The 21,305-nt window shown below is 74.6% G+C and carries 12 protein-coding genes; 7 read left to right on the top strand and 5 right to left on the bottom strand.

The window, feature by feature from the left end; all coding sequences use genetic code 11:
• Positions 1-434 precede the first annotated feature (434 nt).
• The gene (locus ACIRSU_RS22540; RefSeq protein WP_403794849.1) at positions 435-1,001 is read right to left on the bottom strand and encodes a MarR family winged helix-turn-helix transcriptional regulator; all 567 of its coding nucleotides are present in this window, start codon (positions 999-1,001) and stop codon (positions 435-437) included.
• 142 nt (positions 1,002-1,143) lie between these two features.
• On the opposite strand from ACIRSU_RS22540, the gene ACIRSU_RS22535 reads away from it, so the two are divergent.
• Positions 1,144-2,424, top strand: a complete 1,281-nt coding sequence (locus ACIRSU_RS22535; protein WP_403794975.1) for an MFS transporter — start codon at positions 1,144-1,146, stop codon at positions 2,422-2,424.
• A 36-nt stretch (positions 2,425-2,460) separates the two neighbouring features.
• Here ACIRSU_RS22535 and ACIRSU_RS22530 read toward each other — a convergent pair whose 3' ends face one another.
• Together ACIRSU_RS22530 and ACIRSU_RS22525 are read right to left on the bottom strand one after the other, a co-directional pair.
• Positions 2,461-4,119 carry a SpoIIE family protein phosphatase gene (locus ACIRSU_RS22530; RefSeq protein WP_403794848.1) on the bottom strand — a complete coding sequence of 553 codons (1,659 nt, stop codon included), beginning with the start codon at positions 4,117-4,119 and terminating at the stop codon, positions 2,461-2,463.
• 106 nt (positions 4,120-4,225) lie between these two features.
• On the bottom strand, positions 4,226-5,602 hold the full coding sequence (locus ACIRSU_RS22525; protein WP_403794845.1) for an NAD(P)/FAD-dependent oxidoreductase: 1,377 nt from the start codon (positions 5,600-5,602) through the stop codon (positions 4,226-4,228).
• A 353-nt stretch (positions 5,603-5,955) separates the two neighbouring features.
• On the opposite strand from ACIRSU_RS22525, the gene ACIRSU_RS22520 reads away from it, so the two are divergent.
• The gene (locus tag ACIRSU_RS22520) at positions 5,956-6,741 is read left to right on the top strand and encodes a TetR/AcrR family transcriptional regulator (RefSeq protein ID WP_403794843.1); all 786 of its coding nucleotides are present in this window, start codon (positions 5,956-5,958) and stop codon (positions 6,739-6,741) included.
• A 196-nt stretch (positions 6,742-6,937) separates the two neighbouring features.
• Positions 6,938-8,917, top strand: coding sequence for a sigma-70 family RNA polymerase sigma factor (locus ACIRSU_RS22515; RefSeq protein ID WP_403794840.1), 1,980 nt, complete (start codon positions 6,938-6,940; stop codon positions 8,915-8,917).
• Positions 8,918-8,935: 18 nt separating this feature from the next.
• Here the strand turns inward: ACIRSU_RS22515 and ACIRSU_RS22510 are convergent, their stop codons facing one another.
• Positions 8,936-13,114: a BTAD domain-containing putative transcriptional regulator gene (locus ACIRSU_RS22510; protein ID WP_403794837.1), complete on the bottom strand. Its 4,179-nt coding sequence runs from the start codon at positions 13,112-13,114 to the stop codon at positions 8,936-8,938.
• Between the two features lie 179 nt (positions 13,115-13,293).
• The gene (locus ACIRSU_RS22505) at positions 13,294-15,456 is read right to left on the bottom strand and encodes an asparagine synthase-related protein (protein WP_403794834.1); all 2,163 of its coding nucleotides are present in this window, start codon (positions 15,454-15,456) and stop codon (positions 13,294-13,296) included.
• Between the two features lie 572 nt (positions 15,457-16,028).
• On the opposite strand from ACIRSU_RS22505, the gene ACIRSU_RS22500 reads away from it, so the two are divergent.
• The 4 genes from ACIRSU_RS22500 (at position 16,029) to ACIRSU_RS22485 (ending at position 21,305) form a co-directional block, all read left to right on the top strand.
• Positions 16,029-17,480, top strand: coding sequence for an MFS transporter (locus ACIRSU_RS22500; RefSeq protein WP_403794831.1), 1,452 nt, complete (start codon positions 16,029-16,031; stop codon positions 17,478-17,480).
• 126 nt (positions 17,481-17,606) lie between these two features.
• Complete coding sequence (gene lhgO, locus ACIRSU_RS22495; protein WP_403794829.1) at positions 17,607-18,800, top strand: L-2-hydroxyglutarate oxidase; 1,194 nt, start codon at positions 17,607-17,609, stop codon at positions 18,798-18,800.
• Positions 18,801-19,088: 288 nt separating this feature from the next.
• Complete coding sequence (trmB, locus tag ACIRSU_RS22490) at positions 19,089-19,808, top strand: tRNA (guanosine(46)-N7)-methyltransferase TrmB (protein ID WP_403794973.1); 720 nt, start codon at positions 19,089-19,091, stop codon at positions 19,806-19,808.
• Between the two features lie 198 nt (positions 19,809-20,006).
• On the top strand, positions 20,007-21,305 hold the full coding sequence (locus ACIRSU_RS22485; protein WP_403794971.1) for a PrsW family intramembrane metalloprotease: 1,299 nt from the start codon (positions 20,007-20,009) through the stop codon (positions 21,303-21,305).

The following is a 21,305-nucleotide window of genomic DNA, read 5'->3' as shown; positions in this document are numbered from 1 at the left end:
TGTACTCACCCTCGCGGGCTTTCCTCCGGGCGCTTCCTTCGTTTCCGACTCTATCAGATCTTTCCGATCCGATTTCCTCGGTGCTTTCCGGTCCCTTTCGCTTTCGCTCTGGGCCCTTCCGGCGTTTCCGACTCTATCAGATCCTTTCGGTGTCTGATCCCCGGTCAGCGGGGTTTGTCTTTGCGGCTGTTGGGCCGTTCCGACGTCTCAAACTCTAGCGGATTTCCCCGGCGGCTCATAATCGAGTCTTTCGAAATGAATTTCGGCAAGCCGAAATTCGTCCCGGTGAGGAGAACTTGCGGAGTTGAGGTGCCGCACCTGCGGCGGGATGGTTGTCGAAGAACCGTTCCGGCTCCGTGACAACTCGGAGAACACTACGCATCCGGGTGGGGCGTGTCAAGGGCGCCTGGCCGGCCACGGCGCCGGCCCGAACCTCAGTCCAGGTCCTTCAGTCGGCCGCCCGCGTCGGGCTGCGTGAGCTCCACGCGCCGCAGCAGCCGGATCAGCATCTCGCCGAGCGCCCCGCGCTCCTCCGACGTCAGGTCCTGGAGGAGCTCTTCCTCGAAGTTCGTCGCCATGCGCATGGCCTCGAGCCACTTCTGGCGACCCTCGTCCGTCAGCTCGACGATCACGCGCACGCGGTTGTTCTCGTCGCGGTCGCGGGTGACCAGGCCCTCGCCCGCCATGCGGTCGATGCGGTGGGTCATGGCGGCCGGGGTGAGGCCGAGGCGCTTGGCGAGTTCGCCGGGGCCCAGGCGGTAGGGGGCGCCGGAGAGGACGAGGGTCTTGAGGACCTCCCACTCGGCGTTGCTGATGCCGAGGTCGGCGACCTGGCGACCGTACGCCACGTTCATCCGGCGGTTCAGCCGGCCCAGCGCGGAGACCACCTTCTCGACCTGGGGGTCGAGGTCGCGGAACTCGCGCTGGTAGGCGGCGATCTGCTCGTCGAGGCTCGGCTCCTGCGGGGCCTGGGCGCGGGACGGCTCGGGGGTGTCGGACATGCGGCCGAGTATCCCACGGGGTCGTTGGCGTTGAAGTCCTTCTATGTGTATCTTTAAGCATCGAACTTTAGGATTGAAGTCTTCAGGGTTCAGAGCTACAGCACTGAACCCGCGACCGAAGTGGGTGAGTGTGACCAAGGGGATGGGCGCCGCGATGCGCCGGATTCAGGCAGGCAGCGCGCTGAGCGCGTTCGGACTCGGCTTCACCGTGCCGTACCTCTATGTGTACGTCGCTCAGGTGCGCGATCTGGGTGCGAGCACAGCGGGTGTCGTCCTGGCTGTGTTCGCCATGGCAGCGCTGGTGGTCCTGCCGTTCAGCGGGCGGGCCATCGACCGGCGCGGGCCGGTGCCCGTGCTGCTCGTGGCCTCGCTGCTCGCCGCGGCCGGCGCGCTCGGGATGGGCCTCGCGTCCTCCGTGCCCGCGGCCGTCGGCGCGGCGGCGCTGCTCGGTGCCGGTACGGCGGTGATGCAGCCGGCGCTCGCCACGATGATCGTGTGGTGCTCGACGCAGGCCACCCGGACCCGTTCCTTCGCGATGCAGTTCTTCCTGCAGAACCTCGGTCTCGGCATCGGTGGTCTCATCGGCGGCCAGCTGGTCGACCCCAGCCGTCCGGACAGCTTCCTGCTGCTCTTCTCGATCGAGTCGGCGATGTTCCTGGTCCTTGCGGCCATCGTGCTGACCGTGAGGACGCCGGAGTCCCCGGCCCTCCAGGGTGCGCGGCCGGCCGGCGGCACGGGCGGCGGGGTGCGGGCGCTGCTCGGGCACAAGGCGATGGTGCAGCTGTGCGTGCTCGGCTTCGTGCTGTTCTTCGCCTGCTACGGGCAGTTCGAGTCGGGTCTCGCCGCGTACGGCACGGAGGCCGCCGGGATCGCCCCGTCGACGCTCGGTGTCGCCCTGGCCGCCAACACCGCGGTCATCGTGGTCGCCCAGTTCCTGGTTCTGAAGTTCGTCGAGCGCCGCAGGCGCACCCGGGTGATCGCGGCCGTCGGTCTGATCTGGACCGTGGCGTGGCTGTTCGCCGGGTACGCGGGTCTGGGGCACGGCAGCCAGGCGATGGCGACGGCGGCGTTCGTCTCCACGTACGCGCTGTTCGGGCTCGGCGAGGCGATGCTGTCGCCGACGGTCGCGCCGCTGGTGGCGGACCTGGCGCCGGAGTCGATGGTCGGCACGTACAACTCGGCCTTCGCCCTGGTGAAGCAGCTCGCGCTGGCCGTCGGCCCGGCGGTCGGCGGGCCCATGGGGGCGTCGCTGCACGGGCCGTACATCCTGACCTTCGTGCTGTTCTCGCTCGGGATCACCTTCCTGGCGGTCCGGCTGGGCAGGCAGCTCACGCCGGTGCAGGACCAGCCGTCGCTCGCCGTCAGGCCGTCGCGGGTGGTGGCCCAGCACCAGCCGGCCGCGAAGGAGACCGCGGCCGCCTGACCCGTACCACCTGACGCCGTACCGCCTGACGCACGCCTAGCGCGTGTCGGGCAGGGCGAACTCGCACCACACCGCTTTGCCGCCGCCCGGAGTGCGGCGGCTGCCCCAGGACGAGGCGATCGTCGCGATGATCGAGATACCGCGACCCGCCTCGTCCTCCGTTTCCGCCCTGCGGCGGCGCGGCAGATGGTCGTCGCCGTCCGTCACCTCGATGATCAGGCGGCGGTCGGTGCGCCGGAGCCGCAGCCGCATGGGCGGGGTGCCGTGCTGGAGGGAGTTCGCCACCAGCTCGCTGGTGGCGAGGACGCCGAGGTCGCGCAGCTCGACCGGGAAGCGCCAGCTGGCGAGGACGCCGGAGGCGAAGGCACGCGCGCGCGGGGCGGCCTCGACGCCGCCGATGAGCTCCAGGGCCGCGTTGTGGAAGAGCTCGGCGTCGGCGCCCTGGCGCGCCGGGTGCTGGAGGACGAGGACGGCGACGTCGTCGTCGTGCTCGGCGGTGACGCCGAGGGAGCGGAGCAGCCGGTCGCAGACGACCTGGGGGCTGCCGGTGGCGCCGGAGAGGGCGCGTTCCAGGGCGGAGACGCCTTCGTCGATGTCCTCGCGGCGGCGCTCGACCAGGCCGTCGGTGTAGAGGACGGCGGTGGAGCCGGGCGGCAGGGCGATCGAGCCCGAGGTGTGCAGCCAGCCGCCGGTGCCGAGCGGCGGGCCGGTGGGGTCCTCGGCGCGGCGGACGGTGCCGTCCTCGTCGCGGACGAGGATCGGGAGGTGGCCGGCGGAGGCGTAGACGAGCTTGCCCTCGTTGGGGTCGTGGACGGCGTAGACGCAGGTGGCGATCTGGCTGGCGTCGATCTCGGCGGCGAGGCCGTCGAGGAGCTGGAGCACCTCGTGCGGCGGCAGGTCGAGGCGGGCGTAGGCGCGGACGGCGGTGCGGAGCTGGCCCATGACGGCGGCGGCGCGGACGCCTCGGCCCATGACGTCGCCGATGACGAGGGCGGTGCGGCCGGCGCCGAGGGTGATGACGTCGTACCAGTCGCCGCCGACGGCGGCGTCGGTGCCGCCGGGCTGGTAGGTGGCGGCGACGCGGAGGTCGTCGGGCTGCTCCAGCTCCTGCGGGAGCAGGGAGCGCTGGAGGGTGACGGCGGCCTCGCGGTGCCGGCGCTCGCTGGCCCGGAGCCGTTCGGCGGCCTCGGCGTGGTCGGTGACGTCGGCGGCGTGCACGAGGACGCCGCCGTCGGCGAGGTGCGGGCTCTCCACGGGCAGGCAGGTGACGGTGAAGGAGCCGCCGTCCTGGGTGCGGCGGGACTTCACGGTGCGGGGCTTGCCGCTGCGCAGGACCTGGTCGAGGAGGGGCAGCAGGCCGAGCTCCTCGGCCTCGGGGCAGCTGTCGGCGACCCTGGTGCCGGCGGTGCGGGCGCCGAAGGCGGCGACGTACGCCTCGTTGACGTACGCGATGCGGTGCTCCCTGCCGTACACGAGCGCGACCAGGCCGGGGAGGCGGCCGACGATCTCCCGGACGGTGAAGTCCTCCAGGGCGGGTACGTCGGCGGCGACGTCGGCGACGTCCGGGTCTCCGGCGAGGTGCTCCGGCCGGGGCCCGTACTCACCGCGGGCCGCGGGCACGGAGCCTTCGGTTCCGCGGGACGCCGCGCGACGCTGCGTACCGGGGAGCCTGGCGCTCCAACGGGTGAAGTTCACGGATCTGTATGCCTCGTGGTGTCGTTGCCGTGCAGAGTCACTCTGTGCAGGTGTGAGCCCACCTATGGTCACACGTCCAGTGTGGACGAGTGCACTGACAGTGATGTCAGACGGAGGACTCGCCCTCCTGGGCGGGCTTGGCCGCGGGTGGGGGCGCGGCGGCCTGTTCGAATTCGGCGCGCGGGTGCTCCAGGGAGCCGAGGGAGACGATCTCACGCTTGAACAGCCCGGACAGGGTCCATTCGGCGAGTACGCGGGCCTTGCGGTTGAAGGTGGGGACCCGGCTGAGATGGTAGGCGCGGTGCATGAACCAGGCGGGGTAGCCCTTGAGTTTGCGCCCGTAGACGTGGGCGACGCCCTTGTGCAGGCCGAGGGAGGCGACGGAGCCGACGTAGGCGTGCCGGTATTCCTTGAGCGGCTGTCCGCGCAGGGCGGCGGCGACGTTCTCGGCGAGCACCTTGGTCTGGCGGACGGCGTGCTGGGCGTTGGGAGCGCACTCGGTGCCCGGCGTGTCGGCGGTGACGTCGGGGACGGCGGCGGCGTCTCCTGCGGCCCAGGCGTGTTCGACCCCGGCGACGGTGAGCTGCGCGGTGCAGCGGATGCGGCCCTGTTCGGTGCGGGGCAGGTCGGTGGCGGCGACGAGCGGCGCGGGCCTGACGCCCGCGGTCCACACGACGGTACGGGTGGGCAGGCGGGTGCCGTCGCTGAGGACGGCGACCCGGTTCTCGCAGGAGTCAAGGCGGGTGCCGAGGCGGACGTCGATGTTCCGGCCGCGCAGCTCTCGGATGGCGTAGCGGCCCATCTCCTCGCCGACCTCGGGCAGGATCCGTTCGGACGCCTCGACGAGGACCCAGCGCAGGTCCTCGGGCTTGATGTTGTGGTAGTAGCGGGAGGTGTAGCGGGCCATGTCCTCGAGTTCGGCGAGCGCCTCGACACCGGCGTAGCCGCCGCCGACGAAGACGAAGGTGAGGGCGGCGTCGCGGATGGCGGGGTCGCGGGTGGAGGACGCGATGTCCATCTGCTCGATGACGTGGTTGCGCAGGCCGATGGCCTCCTCGACGGTCTTGAAGCCGATGCCGTGGTCGGCGAGGCCGGGGACCGGGAGGGTGCGGGAGACCGAGCCGGGGGCGATGACCAGCTCGTCGTAGCGCATCTGCACGTTTCCGGCGCCCTCCTCCTCGGTGGCGAGGGTGGAGAGGGTCGCGGTGCGCTTGGCGTGGTCGACGGCGTGGACCTCGCCGATGACGATGCGGCAGCGGTCGAGGACCCGGCGGAGCGGGACGACGACGTGACGCGGGGAGATGGAGCCGGCCGCGGCCTCGGGCAGGAACGGCTGGTACGTCATGTACGGGTCGGGCGTGACCACCGTGATCTCGGCCGTGCGGTCGCGGAGCTCGGCCCTGAGCTGCCGCTGGAGGCGCAGCGCGGTGTACATCCCGACGTAGCCACCGCCGACAACGAGAATGCGCACAGGTTCGGTCACTGTCCCATGACGCAACGCCGTCCGGGGTTTGTCCACAGGCCCGGCAAATTGTGTGACCGGAGGGATACGGAGGCGGGGGGTGGCGAATCGACCGGGCGGACGGGAGAATGCGCAGGTCAGGGTGGTGGTGGCTCGTGTGACCTGGGTCCGGAATCGGGAGGGTTCCGGTCCTTGCTCCGATCGGGGGGCGCACCGTACGGAACTGCCCCTTCTGAATTGACCCCGACTCAACTATGTTCGTACTTCGTCGGGGTGTCGGATCGCCGCGCGCGGACCGCACGCGTGGCACGGTCGGACCCCCGTGTCAGGGCGGGGAGTCTCCGGGGGGAGACATCATGAGCGGGGGAACGCTTATGCAGATTCAGGATTCGTACGGGCAGGTCCGTCTGGCGCAGTCGGCGCCGAACGGCCGGTCCGCGCCGCTGCGCGTGGACGCGCAGCGCAATCTGGAGCACGTGCTGCGCGCCGCGCGCGAGGTGTTCGGCGAGCTCGGCTACGGGGCTCCGATGGAGGACGTGGCGCGCCGCGCCCGGGTGGGTGTCGGCACCGTGTACCGCCGTTTCCCCAGCAAGGACGTGCTGGTCCGGCGGATAGCCGAGGAGGAGACGGCGCGGCTCACGGAGCAGGCGCGCACGGCGCTCGGCCAGGAGGACGAGCCGTGGTCGGCGCTGTCCCGGTTCCTGCGCACCTCGGTCGCCTCGGGCGCCGGTCGGCTGCTGCCGCCGCAGGTGCTGCGGGTGGGCGTGGACGAGGTGCTGCTGCCGACCGGTGCGCCGGCCGGTCCGTCGGCCGAGGACGCGGCGCGGGTTCCGCAGCAGCGCGAGGCCGTGGGCGTCGCGGGCACCGTGGGTCTGGCTGCCGCGGCCGGCTTCGGTGAGAACGGCGACCAGCGGGTCGTCGCGCCGCGTGCGGTGCCGCTGGCCGAGCAGGACGACGCGGGGGCCGCGGAGCTCCTGGAGGTCGTGGGCCGGCTGGTGGACCGGGCGCGGGAGGCCGGTGAGCTGCGGACGGACGTGACGGTGTCCGACGTCCTGCTCGTGATAGCCACGGCCGCGCCGGCGCTGCCGGACGCCGCCCAGCAGGCGGCGGCTTCGGCCCGGCTGCTCGACATCCTGCTCGAGGGGCTGCGCTCGCGGTAGCGGACCCCGGGGGGAGCACGGTTCTCGACGGCCCGGCCGGGCCGTCGAGCATGGCACGAACGGATGAGCGGTTACGCCCTGACGCGGTAAGTCGCCCCGGAAGAGTGGTAAGTGGACGCGAGGCCTCGGCGTGCCCGCGCTCTGTGGCAGGCTTGGCCGTTGTTCGGGTCCGAGCGTGCTTACGGGGGCTTCCGCGATGAGCGGTGACAGTCGGGACGAGACGTCGGCCGCCGCCGGCACCACGGAGCCCGGCGGGCTGTCCGCCGGGCAGGTGCCGAGCCAGGGCGGACCGACGGGCACGTCCGGAACCGGGGCCGCCGGGGCTGGAGCCGGAGCCGCTGCGGCCGGGGCAGTCGAACCGAGCGTGCCGCAGCAGCGCGAGGGCGGCTCGTCGGCGCATCTCGACGGCGACGAGGCCGAGTCCGGTTCCGTACTGCCGCCGCCGCTCGATCTGCCGCCGTCCGACGCCGAACTCGTGCAGCGCATGCGGGAGGGCGACGACAGCTCCTACGAGGAGCTGTTCCGCCGGCACTCCGAGGCCGTACGCCGCTACGCCCGCTCCTGCTGCCGGGACGCCGACACCGCCGACGACCTGACGGCGGAGGTCTTCGCGAGCACCCTGCAGGCGGTACGGCGCGGGGCCGGTCCCGAACAGGCCGTGCGCGCCTACCTGCTGACCTCCGTCCGGCGCGTCGCCGCCACCTGGACCCGCACCCAGAAGCGCGAGCAGCTGGTCGAGGACTTCGCGGTGTTCGCCGAGGACGCCGCCCGGGCGTCCGAGGTCTCCGACGGAGACACTCTGGACCTGGGCGCCGACGTGCTCGCCATGCGCGACGCCGAACAGTCCCTCGCCATGCAGGCCTTCCGGTCGCTGCCGGAGCGCTGGCAGGCCGTCCTGTGGCACACCACGGTCGAGGAGGAGTCGCCGAGCGAGGTCGCCCCGCTGTTCGGCCTCACCGCCAACGCCACCGCCGTGCTCGCCAGCCGGGCCCGCGAGGGCCTCAAGCAGGCGTACCTCCAGGCCCATGTCAGTCAGTCGCTCACCTCGGGCGGCGACTGTGCCCGCTACGCCGACCGGCTCGGCGCGTTCGCGCGCGGCGGGCTGCGGATGCGGGCCGAACGAGGGCTGCGCAAGCACCTGGACGAGTGCGCCAAGTGCCGGCTCGCCGCCGGTGAGCTGGCGCATGTGAACGCCGGGATCCCTGCGCTGCTGCCGGTCGCCGTCATCGGCTGGTTCGCCGCCGGTTACTCGCTCAAGGCGGCCGGAGTCGTCGCGGGCGGGGTCGCCGGCGCGGGCGCGGCCGGCGCCGCCGCGGCGGCAAGTGGCACGGGTGCCACGACCGGCACCGCCGGGGCCTCGTCGGCCGCCGCGGCCGAGGGCCTGGGCATCCCGGCGAAGGCGGGCCTCGCCGCCGTCGCCGCGGTCGCCGCGACCGCCGGTCTGGTGTGGGCGCTGACCGGCTCCGACGCGGAACCGGTCGCCAAGCCCACGCCGTCGCCGACGGTCGTCGCGCCCGTACAGCCGCAGCCGCCCGCGCCGAAGCCGGCGCCCAAGCCCAGCGAGCCCGCGCCCCCGCCCGTCCAGGCCCCGCCGCCCGCGCCGCCGAAGCCGACTCCGACGCCGAGCGCGAAGCCCAGCCCCCGGCCGACACCGTCACCGACGCCCAAGCCCAAGCCCAAAGCGACGCCCCGGCCCACCCCGTCCAGGACCACGCCGAAGCCGGTGCCCGCACCGGCCTCGTACCAGCTCAGCGAGTTGCAGTACGGGATCGCCGGCGACGGCACCAAGCCGGAGGTCGACCTGGCGGGCAGCAGCTGGATGTGGCAGCGCTCCGGCCTGTCGATGAACGGCACCCGCTACGCGCACGGGGTGAGCGTGCACGCCCCGTCCTCGCTGCTCGTCGACCTCAACCGGCAGTGCAACAGCTACGACGCGCTCGTCGGCGTCGACGACATCACCGTCCCCCTGCCGGGGCCGGCCGGGGTGCGCTTCTCGGTGTACGCGGACGGGGAGCGGCTGTGGCGCTCGGCCGTGGTGCGGCCCGGTGACGCGCCGCTCCCGGTGCACGTCGGCCTCTCCGGCCGGCACACGCTGCGCCTCGTGGTCGAGCAGCACACGCCCTTCGGCCACGCGGTGCTCGCGGACTGGGCGAACTCCCGGATCAGCTGCTCGTGACGGACGCGGGCCGCCGCCTCATCCGTGGTCCCGTATGTGCTCCGGCGTGCCGTACGGCTCCGCGAGCGCCAGGAGCTCGTCGAGGGTGAGGTCGCGGCCTGCCGCCCGCGCCGCCTCGTAGGCAGCCGCGTCCAGACCGGCGCGGGCCAGGGCCGTGACGGTCCCGGTCTCACGGAGCTCCGGCTCGGCGCGGGGTATGCCGGCACGCCAGGTGTCGGCGGCGGCCAGGGCGCTGACGGCGAGGGCGAGTTCCCCGCCCAGGGCCAGCGCGAGGGCCAGCCCCTCGGCGAGGCCGACGTTGACGAACTCGGCGCACTCCCCGTCCCTGGCCGTACGAAGCGCCTCGACGGCCCGGCCGACGGCCGCCGCACCGGCACCCTCGTGGGCCTCGATCCGGGCGTTGAGGCCCTGCGCGGCGGCGACGAAGTGCGGCGGCGGAGTGCCGCCCTCCATCAGCGCGCCGCCCACCTCGGCATACCGGCGGGCGGTGGCCACGTCCCCGTCGTGCAGCGCGACCCAGGCCCGCAGGAAGTCGATGTACGTCTGCGCGTCGGCGACGTGGTGGCGCCGGCCCTCCGCTTCCGCCTCGTCCAGGCCCGCCTTGGCGTCCGCCGTGCGCCCGTCGCGCCAGTCGAGTTCGGCGAGCCGGGCGAGGAGGAACGGCGCCTCGGCGTGCGCGCCGACCTCGCGGGCGAGGCCGAGCGCCTCCACGTACGCCTCACGGGCCGCCTCGTGCCGGCCGCGCATGATGTTGGCCTCGCCCGCGGCGCTGGCGACCTGGGCGCGCATCCAGCGGTCGCCGACCCGGCGGGAGAGCACGCGCAGTTCGGCGAGGTCCGCGTCGACGTCCGGCATGCCACCCGGCCTGTCGACGGCCATGTGGGCGCGGAACATCAGCGTCACCCCGGTCTCCCAGTCGCCGCCGTGGCGGCGGCAGCCGGCGACGGCCTTGTCGAGCAGGGTGCGCATGTCGATGGGGTGCTTGTCGAAGACCGCGATGAACGGCCAGAGCAGGCCGGGGAAGCGGGCGGACTCGGGGCCGGGGGTGGTGGAGAACGCGGTCAGGACCCGGGCCCGGACGGCCGTGGCCTCGGGGTCGTCGCGGAAGGCCCGGCCGTTCTGGTTCTCCGCGGCGAGGAAGAAGTGGAGCATGCGCAGGTGCATGCGGGGCCAGAAGCGCGGATCGGCCGGGTCCTCGGGGTCCTCGCCGAGCGGCAGCACGCGCTCCACCCAGGACATGCCCTCGGGCCGGTAGTTGCGCAGCCACCAGAACCAGCCCATGGCGAAGACGAGCCGCAGGGCGACGGCCTCGTCCGGGTCGGTGAGCGTGCTGCGGTGCAGGGCGGCGCGGATGTTGTCGAGGTCGCGCTCGACGCGGGCGATCCAGGGGAGCTGGGCGCCGGAGCGCAGCAGCGGTTCGGCGCGCTCGGCGAGGGCGGTGAAGTACGCGGTGTGGGCGGCCTCGGCGGCGGCGCGCAGCTCCGGCGTCTCGGCGGCGCGCTCGACGGCGTACTCGTGGATGGTCTCCAGGAGGCGGTAGCGCATCTCGCCGTCGTCGGTGGGGGTGGCGACGACGAGGGACTTGTCGACGAGGGCGCCGAGGACGTCGGCGGTGCCGTACGGGGCCGGGCTGAGGGCCTCGGCGGCGGCGAGGTCCCAGCCGCCGGCGAAGACGGACGCCTGGCGCAGCAGGTCGCGCTCCTCCGCTTCGAGCAGCTCCCAGGACCAGTCGACGACCGCGCGGAGGGTCTGCTGGCGGGGCAGCACGGTGCGGGAGCCGGAGGTGAGGAGGAGGAAGCGGTCGTCGAGGCGGTCGGCTATCTGGCGCGGGGTGAGCAGCCGCAGCCGGGCGGCGGCGAGTTCGATGGCGAGCGGCAGGCCGTCGAGCCGGCGGCAGATCTCCTCGACGGCGCGCGTGTCCTCGTCGCCGGCCTCCGCGCGGAAGTCGGGGCGGACGGCGCGGGCGCGCTCGGTGAAGAGCCGGTGGGCGGGGGTCGGCGGCAGGGGCTCGACGGGGCGGACGGCTTCGCCGGGGACACCGAGGGGTTCCCGGCTCGTGGCGAGGATCCGCAGGCCGGGGCAGCGGGTGAGGAGGGTCTCGGCGAGCGCGGCGGCGGCCCCGATGACGTGCTCGCAGTTGTCGAGGACGAGGAGCAGCGGACGGCGGGCCAGGTGCTCGACGAGATGGGCGGTCGGGTCGTCCTGGAGGGGCACGCCGTCGCGGGTGATCAGGTTCGTCTCGCGCAGCCGCAGCGCGGAGAGCACCGCACCGGGCACGGCCTCGGGGTCGTCGAGCGGCGCGAGTTCGGCGATCCACGCAGCGGCGCCCACGGCCTGCCGGGCGGCCTCCTCGGCGAGCCGCGTCTTCCCCGACCCACCGGGCCCGGTGAGAGTGACGAGCCGTGACCGCTCCAGATCCGCACGAAGCGCGACGAGGTCGGGCTCCCGCCCGACGAAGGAGGTGAGCCGGGGCCGGATATTGCCGGGCTCGGGGGCGGGGGCGGGGGTAAGGGCAGGGTCGGCCGCGGCGGTCGGAGCGGACCAACCGGCCGGGGCGGCCGGGCCGGCCGGGCCGGGACGGGTGGCCGACGCGGAGGCACCCGCGAAGGCACCCCCGTCGGCTTGACCAGCCGTCCCAGACCAACCGGCCGGGCCGGAAGGGGCGGCCGGGGTGGGGGCGCCCTCGGGAGCAACCTCGGAGGCACTCAGGTCGGCTGGGCCCACCGTGCCAGACCAACCGGCCGGCCCGGCCGGGTCAGACCAACCGGCCGGGCCGGCCGACGTAGAGCCGGCCGCCGAGGCACCTCGGTCGGCATGGCCGGTTGTGCCAGACCAACCAGCGGGACCGGCAAGGCCGTGAGGGCCGGCCGGGCCGGAGGCCTCGACAGGCGCCCGCCGGTCAGCCCGGTCGTCGACGGGCCTCGTACGGTCGACAGGCGCGGCCGATCCGACGGAGTCGGCTGTGGCCGCCGAATCGGACCAACCCGCCGAACCAGCCGGGTGGCCGGCGACGGCAGGATCAGACCAGCCCGGCGAACCAGCCGGGTGGCCGGCGACGGCGGGATCGGACCGGCCTGCCGGGTCGGCCGGGGCCGGAGCGGTCGGCGTCGGCCGGCCGGCGGAGGCCGAACCGGCGGCGACCCCCTGGCCGAGTTCGGCAGCCGGGCCGGAGGCCACGACCGGCGTCGGCCAGCCGGCGGAAGCCGAACCGGCTGGGGCGGAAGCGGGGCCTACGGAAGCCGAACCGGCGGCGACACCTTGGCCGAGTTCCGCGGCCGGGCCGGAGGCCACGGTCGGCGTCGGCCAGCCAGTGGAGGCCGAACCGGCTGGGGTGGAAGCCGAACGCCCCGCGACTCCCCGGCCGGGCGCGGCGGCCGGGCCAGAGGCCGAGACCCGGCCAGAGGCCGCAGTCGGCGTCCGCCGGGCGGCGGGGGCTGGGGCGGGCGCCGCGCCCGGCCAGGGGGTCGCCCGGGGTGTCGGGCCGTGGCCTGCGAGGAGTTCGGCGTGCAGGGCGGCGAGTTCGGGGCCGGGGTCGGTGCCGAGTCCGTCGGCGAGGGTGCGGCGGGTTTGCTCGTACGCGGCCAGGGCGTCGGCCGGGCGGCCCTCGGCGCGCAGGGCGCGGATCAGCTGGGCGTGGAAGGTCTCGTCGTACGGATACGCGCCGGTGAGCTCGGTCAGCTCCGGCACGAGCCCGGCGGTGGCGCCGCGCCGCAGGTCCGCCTCGATGCGCTGGCGGAGCGCGGCGAGCCGCTGTGCCTCGGGGCGCACGCCCGCGTGCTCGGGCAGATCGGCGAGCGCGGGTCCCCGGAACAGCGCGAGGGCGGCGCGGAGGAGCTCGGCCGCGGTCTCCGGGTCGCCGGCGGCGAGCCGGGCGCCCGCGTCCCGTACCCGCGCCTCGAAAACGTACAGATCGATGTCCTCGGGCCCGGCCACCAGCCGGTACCCGCCCGGCACCGACGCCACCGCTTCCTTACCGAGCACCCGCCGCAGCCGCCCGACCAGCGCCTGCAGCGCCGCCTGCGCGTCCAGCGGCGGCTCGTCCCCGTACACGTCGTCGACCAGCTCCCCGACCGACACCGTCCGCCCGCCGCGCACCGCGAGCGCGGCGAGCAGCGCCCGCAGCCGGGCCCCGCCGACGGGCAGGGAGGCGCCGGTGGGGTCGAGGGCGTCGGTGGTGCCGAGGATGAGATAGCGCACCCGGTCATTGTCGCGGGCCGGGGTGGCCCGCGCCTCGGGGTTTCTGTCGGGGTTTCCCCGGAGAGGGGCGCGCGAGGGGCGCGAACGCGCTCGGAACCCCGAGGTGTCGCCCGCAAAGGGCGGGGGCGCGGGCAAGGGCGGGGGCAAGCGGGACGGCTGTCCCCAGCCTGTGGATGGACTCACGCCATGAGCGACCGCCCCGTCGGAATCAGCGGTCCCGGCACCGCCCGGTGCCGCGGGGCCGCCGTGCCCGTCCAGCAGGAGCCGCGGCGGGTGAGGAGGCGGCGGAGCCAGAGTTCGGTGGAGACGAGGTCGGCGAGGCCGTCGAGGGGGAGCGGGGCGCCGTCGGCGGCGGCGAGGAGGGCGTCGCGGACGACGCGGGCCTCGATGAGACCGGCGTCGGCGAGGAGGGGCGCGTCGAAGAGGGCCAGGAGGTGCGGGAGCGCGGCGCGCAGGCCGGCGCGGGTGGCGGCGGCCGGGACGGCGGGGTGGGGGGCGCCCCAGCCGGGCGGGAGGTCGTGGATGCCGGCGCCCGCGAGGACGGTGCGCAGGACGCCGGCGCGGGCGTCGGGCTGGACCCGCAGCGATTCGGGGAGGTCGCGGCAGGCCCGTACCACCTGGTTGTCGAGGAACGGGGCGTGCAGCCGCTGGCCGCGGATCTCGGCGGCCTGTTCCAGGACCCGGTGGTCGGCGGCGGCCCGCGCGAGGGCGGCACGCGCACGTGCGTCGCCCGGGCGCTGTACGGAGGCCGGCAGGGTCGCGGCCCGGTTCAGGCGAACCGATACTTCGGCGAGCGCCTCCCCCGTCAGCCAGCGCGCCGCGGGACCCGGCCGGGACCAGGCGAGCGCGGACAGCGAGGCCTCCAGGGGGCCGTGGGCCCCGGCGGGCGCGCGGTTGGCCTCCAGCACGCGCGTGGCGGCGGCCTCCAGGCCGGTGCGGTACGGCGTACGGGCCAGCCGCCGGGCCGCCCGGTACACCTGGAGGGGGACCAGAAGCGCCCCCGCCGACGGGCCGGTGGCCTTGGCGAGGGCGGTCACCGGCCGCACCAGGGAGCGGCGCCGGCGGTCCATCAGGAGGTCGGCGAGGCGCGCCGGATGGGCGTCGAGGACCTGGCGGGCGCCGAAGCCGGTGAAGTGGTCGGCGCTGCCGGCCGCGAGCCGCCGCCGGTGCCGTTCGGCCGACACCAGGGACGGGCCCGGCTCGTCCGTCAGCGGCCCGTCGAGGTCCGCGTAGGGCAGCGCCTCCTCGCCGGCCGCGACGACCACGTGGTGCAGCCGCGGGTTGGCGGCGATCTCGCGGGCGCGGACCAGTTCGTCCTGGCTCTCCGGGCTGCCGGGTCCGGCCAGGTCGTTGAAGGTGACGGCGAGCAGCCGCTCCCCCGCGCCCGTGCCGTGGCCGAGGACCGTGCCGGGCACGCCGGGCAGCCCGGCCGCGAGCAGGGCGAGGGTGCCGGAGGCGCTGCCGCCGGACAGGTCGGCGCCGATGCCGGGCGCGGGGGCGCCGCCGCGGGCCGCGCGCCGGTCGGCGGGCCCCATGCCGGGCACCGGGCCGGGGTCGGGCAGCGGCACCTCGGGGGCGTGCCGGGGCGCGGTGAGCCGGGCCCGTACGGCCTCGACGAGGGCGTCCTTCACGGCCTCCACCGCCTGCTTCGGGTCGGCCTCGGGCGCGGCGACGGCGAGCGAGGAGACCGTCTCGTAGCCGGTGATCTCGCGCGAGCCCTCGCGCAGGATCAGCGCGTGGCCGGGCGGCACCCGGCGCACGCCCTCGTAGGGGGTGGAGTCGCGCAGCGCCTCGGGGGTCTCGGGGCAGGCGAGCAGCGCGGCGAGGTGGCCGATGTCGAGCTGGGCCTCGGCGAGGTCGGCGAGCGGCAGCGCCGCCGTGGCATAGGCGGTGCCGCCGGCCCAGGGGGTGTGGAACACCGGGCGGGCGCCCGCGAGATCACCCGTGACGGTGATGCGGCGGCCGACCTTGACGACGGCGGTGTAGCTCCCCGACCACGCGGTCATATGCCGCAGTGCGCCCCCGCGCGCGGTCAGCAGGCCGCGCCGCAGCTCGTCGTCGCTCGCGGCGCAGCAGCCGAGCACGGCGAGCCGGGTGTGGGTGTCGACGTCGAGCAGCCGCACCTCGTCGGGGCGCCAGTCGCCGACCGCCCACAGCGGATCGGGGTCGCCCCACAGGAGTTGCGCGCCCACCGGGTGCACCGTGCGCCCCTCGGCGGGGTCGCCGACGGCGCCGGCCGAGCCCGGCATCGCCGTATAGGGGCTGCCGGCGTCCCTCGTATCCCTCGTATCCCTCATACCGAAGCGCGCGGCGACACTGCTCCAGCCCACCAGCCACCGCATCGCCGCCTCCACAAAGGTCGAGTGGAGGACATGCTGCCATGACAACGGCGCACGGGGGGTGTCACCGGGGGCATCGCGCCACACGCGAATGCGCCCCTGGCATGGGCCAGTTGGAGCCGGCCCCTACAGGGTCGCCTTTCGGCCATTCTCAACCCCGCGGCGGGGCAACGGGTTTGCCCGGAGCTCTCCGGCAGTCCGGGAGGCGGTCGCCTCCCGGAGCCGCCCGCCGCCCGCGGGGAATGGGGCGACGGTGTCCCCCAGCCCACCGGACCCGGACATCGGTCCTCGGCCAAGTGGGCCGACCCACGCAGCACTCATGGAAGCGCTCCCCCACCGCCCCGGCGAGAGCGCACGGGCGGGCGCACGGCCACACGGCCGGAGCACGACCGGCGGCGGCCCGCCGCCCACTCCTCCCATCCCACAACAATCTCGCCATACGGAACACCGCCCCTTAACGGTCGGGATCCGGCGAACTACGCTGTGCTTACGAATGCCGCACGCCTATGCCCGGCGTTGTGCCCGGCGTCGCGGCGGCCGTCCGGGTTCCGGGTGTCGTGTCGAGGGGTGGCGTCATGTCCAGGGAGCAACGCGGGCCGAACGAAAAGCTCGGCACGGTTCTCGCCCTCGCGGGAATCAGCAATGCCGGGCTCGCCCGGCGCGTCAACGACCTCGGCGCGCAGCGGGGACTGACGCTTCGTTACGACAAGACGTCGGTGGCCCGCTGGGTGTCCAAGGGCATGGTGCCGCAGGGCGCCGCCCCGCATCTGATAGCCGCCGCCATCGGCCAGAAGCTGGGCCGGCCCGTGCCGCTGCACGAGATCGGGCTCGCCGACGCCGACCCGGCGCCCGAGGTGGGGCTCGCCTTCCCGCGCGACGTCGGCGAGGCGGTCCGCTCGGCCACCGAGCTGTACCGGCTGGATCTCGCCGGTCGGCGGGGCGGCGGCGGCATCTGGCAGTCGCTCGCCGGCTCCTTCGCGGTCAGCGCCTACGCGACGCCGGCCTCGCGCTGGCTGATCACCCCGGCCGACCCGTCGGTGGAGCGGCTCGCCCCGGGCCCCGCGGCGCCGGGGACGGTGGGCACCGCAGCCGGGGAAATGGTCGAGCACGCGCGCGTGGGGCACAGCGACGTCGCCAAACTGCGCGAGGCCGCCGAGGACGCCCGCCGCTGGGACTCCAAGTACGGCGGCGGCGACTGGCGCTCCTCGATGGTTCCCGAGTGCTTACGGGTCGACGCCGCGCCGCTGCTGCTCGGCTCCTACTCGGACGAGGTCGGCCGCGCCCTGTTCGGCGCGACCGCCGAGCTGACCCGGCTGGCCGGCTGGATGGCCTTCGACACCGGCCAGCAGGAGGCCGCCCAGCGCTACTACATCCAGGCGCTGCGGCTCGCCCGCGCCGCCGCCGACGTACCGCTCGGCGGCTATGTCCTCGCCTCCATGTCGCTCCAGGCGACCTACCGGGGCTTCGCCGACGAGGGCGTCGACCTCGCCCAGGCCGCCCTGGAGCGCAACCGGGGCCTGGCCACCGCCCGCACCATGTCCTTCTTCCGGCTCGTCGAGGCCCGGGCGCACGCCAAGGCCGGCGACCAGGCGGCCGCCGCCGCCTCGCTCAAGGCCGCCGAGGGCTGGCTGGAGCGGTCCCGGGACGGCGACGCCGACCCGAGCTGGCTGGGCTTCTACTCGTACGACCGGTTCTGCGCCGACGCCGCCGAGTGCTACCGCGACCTGAAGCTGCCCCGGCAGGTGCGCCGCTTCACGGAGCAGGCGCTGTCCCGGCCCACCGAGGAGTACGTCCGCTCGCACGGGCTGCGGCTCGTGGTGTCGGCGGTCGCCGAGCTGGAGTCGGGCAACCTGGACGCGGCCTGCGCCGCCGGCACCCGTGCGGTCGAGGTGGCCGGGCGGATCTCCTCGGCCCGGACCACCGAGTACGTACGGGACCTGCTCCACCGGCTCGAACCGTACGGCGACGAGCCGCGCGTCATGGAGCTGCGGGAACGGGCCCGGCCGCTGCTCGTGGCCCCGGCATGACGGGGCCGGTGACCGTCCTGGCGCGCGCGATGACGGGGCGTGACGCGCGTCCCACTCGGTGAGCGGTTTAGCCCGGTTGTCAGTGGGCCAGTGCACTATCAGGGGTGGGAGGTGGCGCTGGTGTCCGTGTCGGACCGCTTTGACTGTGACGTGCTGGTGATCGGCGGCGGAATCGTCGGTCTGTCGACGGCGTACGCGATCACGCGTGCCGCGCCGGGCACCCGGGTCACGGTCCTGGAGAAGGAGCACGCCCCGGCGCGCCACCAGACCGGGCGGAACAGCGGCGTGATCCACAGCGGGATCTACTACAAGCCGGGCTCCCTGAAGGCCCGCTTCGCGGTCAAGGGCGCGGCCGAGATGGTCAAGTTCTGCGCGGAGTACGGCATCGCCCACGAGGTCACCGGCAAGCTGATCGTCGCGACCGACCGCGAGGAGCTGCCCCGGCTGCACGCCCTCGTGCAGCGCGGCAGGGAGAACGGGATCCCGGTGCGCGAGCTGGGCCCGGCGCAGATCAGCGAGTACGAGCCGCGGGTGCGCGGCGTGGCCGCGATCCACGTGGGCACGACCGGGATCGTCGACTACGGGCAGGTGGCGGCCAAGCTCGCCGAGGCCTCCGGGGCGACCATCCTGTACGGCTCGGCGGTCACCGCGATCGACCGGCGGCCCTGGGGCGTGGCGGTGCGCACGGGTGCCGGGCGCGTGGTGCGCGGGCGGGTCCTGGTGAACTGCGCGGGGCTGCACTGCGACCGGGTGGCCCGGCTCGCGGGCGACGACCCGGAGATGCGGATCGTCCCCTTCCGCGGGGAGTACTACGAGCTGGCCGACCCGTCCCTGGTCCGCGGCCTGGTCTATCCGGTGCCGGACCCGGCCTTCCCGTTCCTCGGCGTCCATCTCACCCGGGGCATCGACGGCGGCGTGCACGTCGGGCCGAATGCGGTCCCGGCGCTCGCCCGCGAGGGATACGGCTGGTCGGTCGTCCGCCCGCGCGACCTGGCGGGCACCCTCGCCTGGCCCGGCAGCTGGGCGATAGCGCGGCAGCACTGGCGGTACGGGGCGGGCGAGCTGCACCGCTCGCTGTCCAAGCGCGCCTTCACCGAGGCCGTGCGGCGGATGCTGCCGCTCGTCGAGGAGCGCGACCTGCGGCGGGCGAAGCCGGGCGTGCGGGCGCAGGCGGTGCTGAAGGACGGGACGCTCGTGGACGACTTCCTGATCCGCGAGGCCGAGCGGACGGTGCACGTCCTCAACGCGCCCTCGCCGGCGGCGACGGCCTCGCTGCCGATCGGACGCGAGGTGGCGAGCCGGGCACTGGCCCAGCTGTAGGCCGCCGCCGCGAGGTCGCGGGCCTGGGCTCTGGCCCAGCTCTGGGCCGCCGCCGCGAGGTGGCGAGCCTTGGCCCCTGACCCAGCCAGGGCGCCGCGCCGCCAGGTCGCGGGCCTGGGCCCTGGCCCAGCTCAAGGCCGGATCCGGCCGGCCCCGTCGATCTCGCCGGCCGCTCGGGCCCGACACGTTCGGCACGGCGCCCCGTAGAATCGGGGCATTGTGTCTGAGCAGCCTGAGAACACCCACACCATCTCCGTCGAGCAGCCCGTCGCGCGCCGGGGCAGCCGGATGTTCGCGCCGGGTGAGGGGCCCGCGCCCGATCCGGCGGGCTCGCACTTCGAGCGGCGGATCCGCAGCTTCCAGCCGCGCCGCAGCCGTGTCACGGCCGGGCAGGCCGAGGCCATGCTGAAGCGCTGGCCGGACTGGGGGCTCGACATCGACGGCTCGCGCAAGCTCGACCTGGACGAGATGTTCGGCGGGCTTCCGGTCGTCCTGGAGATCGGCTTCGGCATGGGTGAGGCCACCGCGCAGATGGCCGCCGCCGACCCCGGCACCGGCATCCTCGCCGTGGACGTGCACACCCCCGGCCAGGGCAATCTGCTCGGACTCGCCGACCGCGGCGGGCTCACCAACGTGCGGGTCGCCAACGGCGACGCGATCATCCTGCTGCGCGAGATGCTGCCGCTGGAGTCCCTCAACGGCTGCCGCGTCTACTTCCCGGACCCGTGGCCGAAGAAGCGCCACCACAAGCGCCGGCTGATCCAGCCCGACTTCCTCACCCTGCTCGCCCCCCGGCTGAAGAAGGGCGGGCTGCTGCACTGCGCCACGGACTGGGAGCCGTACGCGGAGCAGATGCTGGAGGTGCTCGGCGCGCACCCCGACTTCGCGAACACCCAGGCCGACGGCGGTTACGCGCCCCGGCCCGGCTTCCGGCCGCTGACCCGCTTCGAGGGGCAGGGCCTGGACAAGGGCCACGTCGTCCACGACCTGCTTTTCCACAGGGTCTGACGGGTCCGGGCGGGTTCCGAGCCCGGTCCGAGCCCGATCGGAGCCGGTCAGGTCCGGTTCAAGTCGGGTTTTCCACAGGCTTCGAGAACCCTCTCGCCCACTGTCGGTGGCGCTGGTTAGTGTCGTTCCGTGTCATCGAACCCGATCATCGGACCCGCCACCGGACCCGCCACCGCGGTCGCGCCGGCCCCCGCTCCCGTGCCCGCACTGGAGAGCGGTGAGCAGCCGGACTTCGCCGCCGTGCCGGAGCGCGCCAAGTGGCGCTACAAGCCGCGCAAGGCGTTCTGGCGCAGCCGGCTGGTCCGGGCCGTCGCGCTGATCACCGCGCTCGCGCTGTGCGCCCTGGTGATCCTCGCGCTGGTGCGGGAGGAGACCGGCACCACCGGCTTCCTCGTCGGCCTCGGCCTCGCCGTGCTGCCGGTGCCGCTGCTCATGTCCGCGTTCCGCTGGCTCGACCGGGTCGAGCCGGCGCCCTGGAAGAACCTGCTGTTCGCGCTCGCGTGGGGCGCGTTCGCCTCCACCCTGGTGGCGATCTTCGCCAACTCCTTCGCCGTGGAGTGGATCAGCAGCGCCACCGCCGACCCCGGCTCGGCCGACAAGCTCGGCGCGACCGCCGTCGCCCCCGTCGTGGAGGAGACCGCGAAGGGCGCCGCCGTGCTGCTGCTCTTCCTCTTCCGCCGCAGAGACTTCACGGGCCCGGTCGACGGCCTCGTCTACGCCGGGTTCACCGCCACCGGCTTCGCCTTCACCGAGAACATCCTCTATCTCGGCAACGCGTTCGGCGAGGACCAGGAGTTCGGTTCCGCCGGGGTCGGCTCGGTCACCATAGGCACGTTCTTCGTCCGGGTGATCATGTCCCCGTTCGCGCACCCGCTGTTCACCTCGCTCACCGGGCTCGGCCTCGGCTTCGCGGCCCTGGTACCGGCCACCGCCCGGGCCCGCCGCACCCGCCTGGTGCTGCTGCCGCTGGCCGGACTGCTCCTGGCCATGAGCATGCACGCGCTGTGGAACGGTTCGGCGAGCTTCCACCCGCTGGCGTTCGTGCTGGTCTACGGGATGTTCATGGTCCCGGTCTTCGCCCTGCTGACCTGGCTCGCGATATGGAGCCGGCAGAAGGAGCTGCGCACGATATCCGGCGAGCTGCCGGCCTATGCCTCGGCCGGCTGGCTCGCCCCCGACGAACCGCTCGCGCTCTCCTCCATGCGGGCCCGCTCGATGGCCCGCGGCTTCGCCACCCGCAGCCACGGCAAGCAGGCCGGGCAGGCCGTCGGCGAGTACGAGGCGTTCGCGACGACCCTGGCGTTCCTGCGGTACCGGGCCCGGCGCGGCCAGGCCGTGCCGGACTTCGCGGCCCGCGAGCAGGAGTTGCTGCACCACCTGTGGCAGCGCCGGGCGGTCGCCTCGCCCGCGCTCTCGTACGCGGCCCGGGCGACCGGCCGGGTGTGGGCGCCGCCGCAGTACCTGGACTACGGCGGCTACAACCCGTACCGGAGCTAG

The sequence above is a fragment of the Streptomyces sp. NPDC101160 genome (genome assembly GCF_044768205.1).
Taxonomy (GTDB): Bacteria; Actinomycetota; Actinomycetes; order Streptomycetales; family Streptomycetaceae; genus Streptomyces.
Note: the sequence above shows the minus strand (reverse complement) of the source record. Positions and strands in the feature narration are given on the sequence as shown.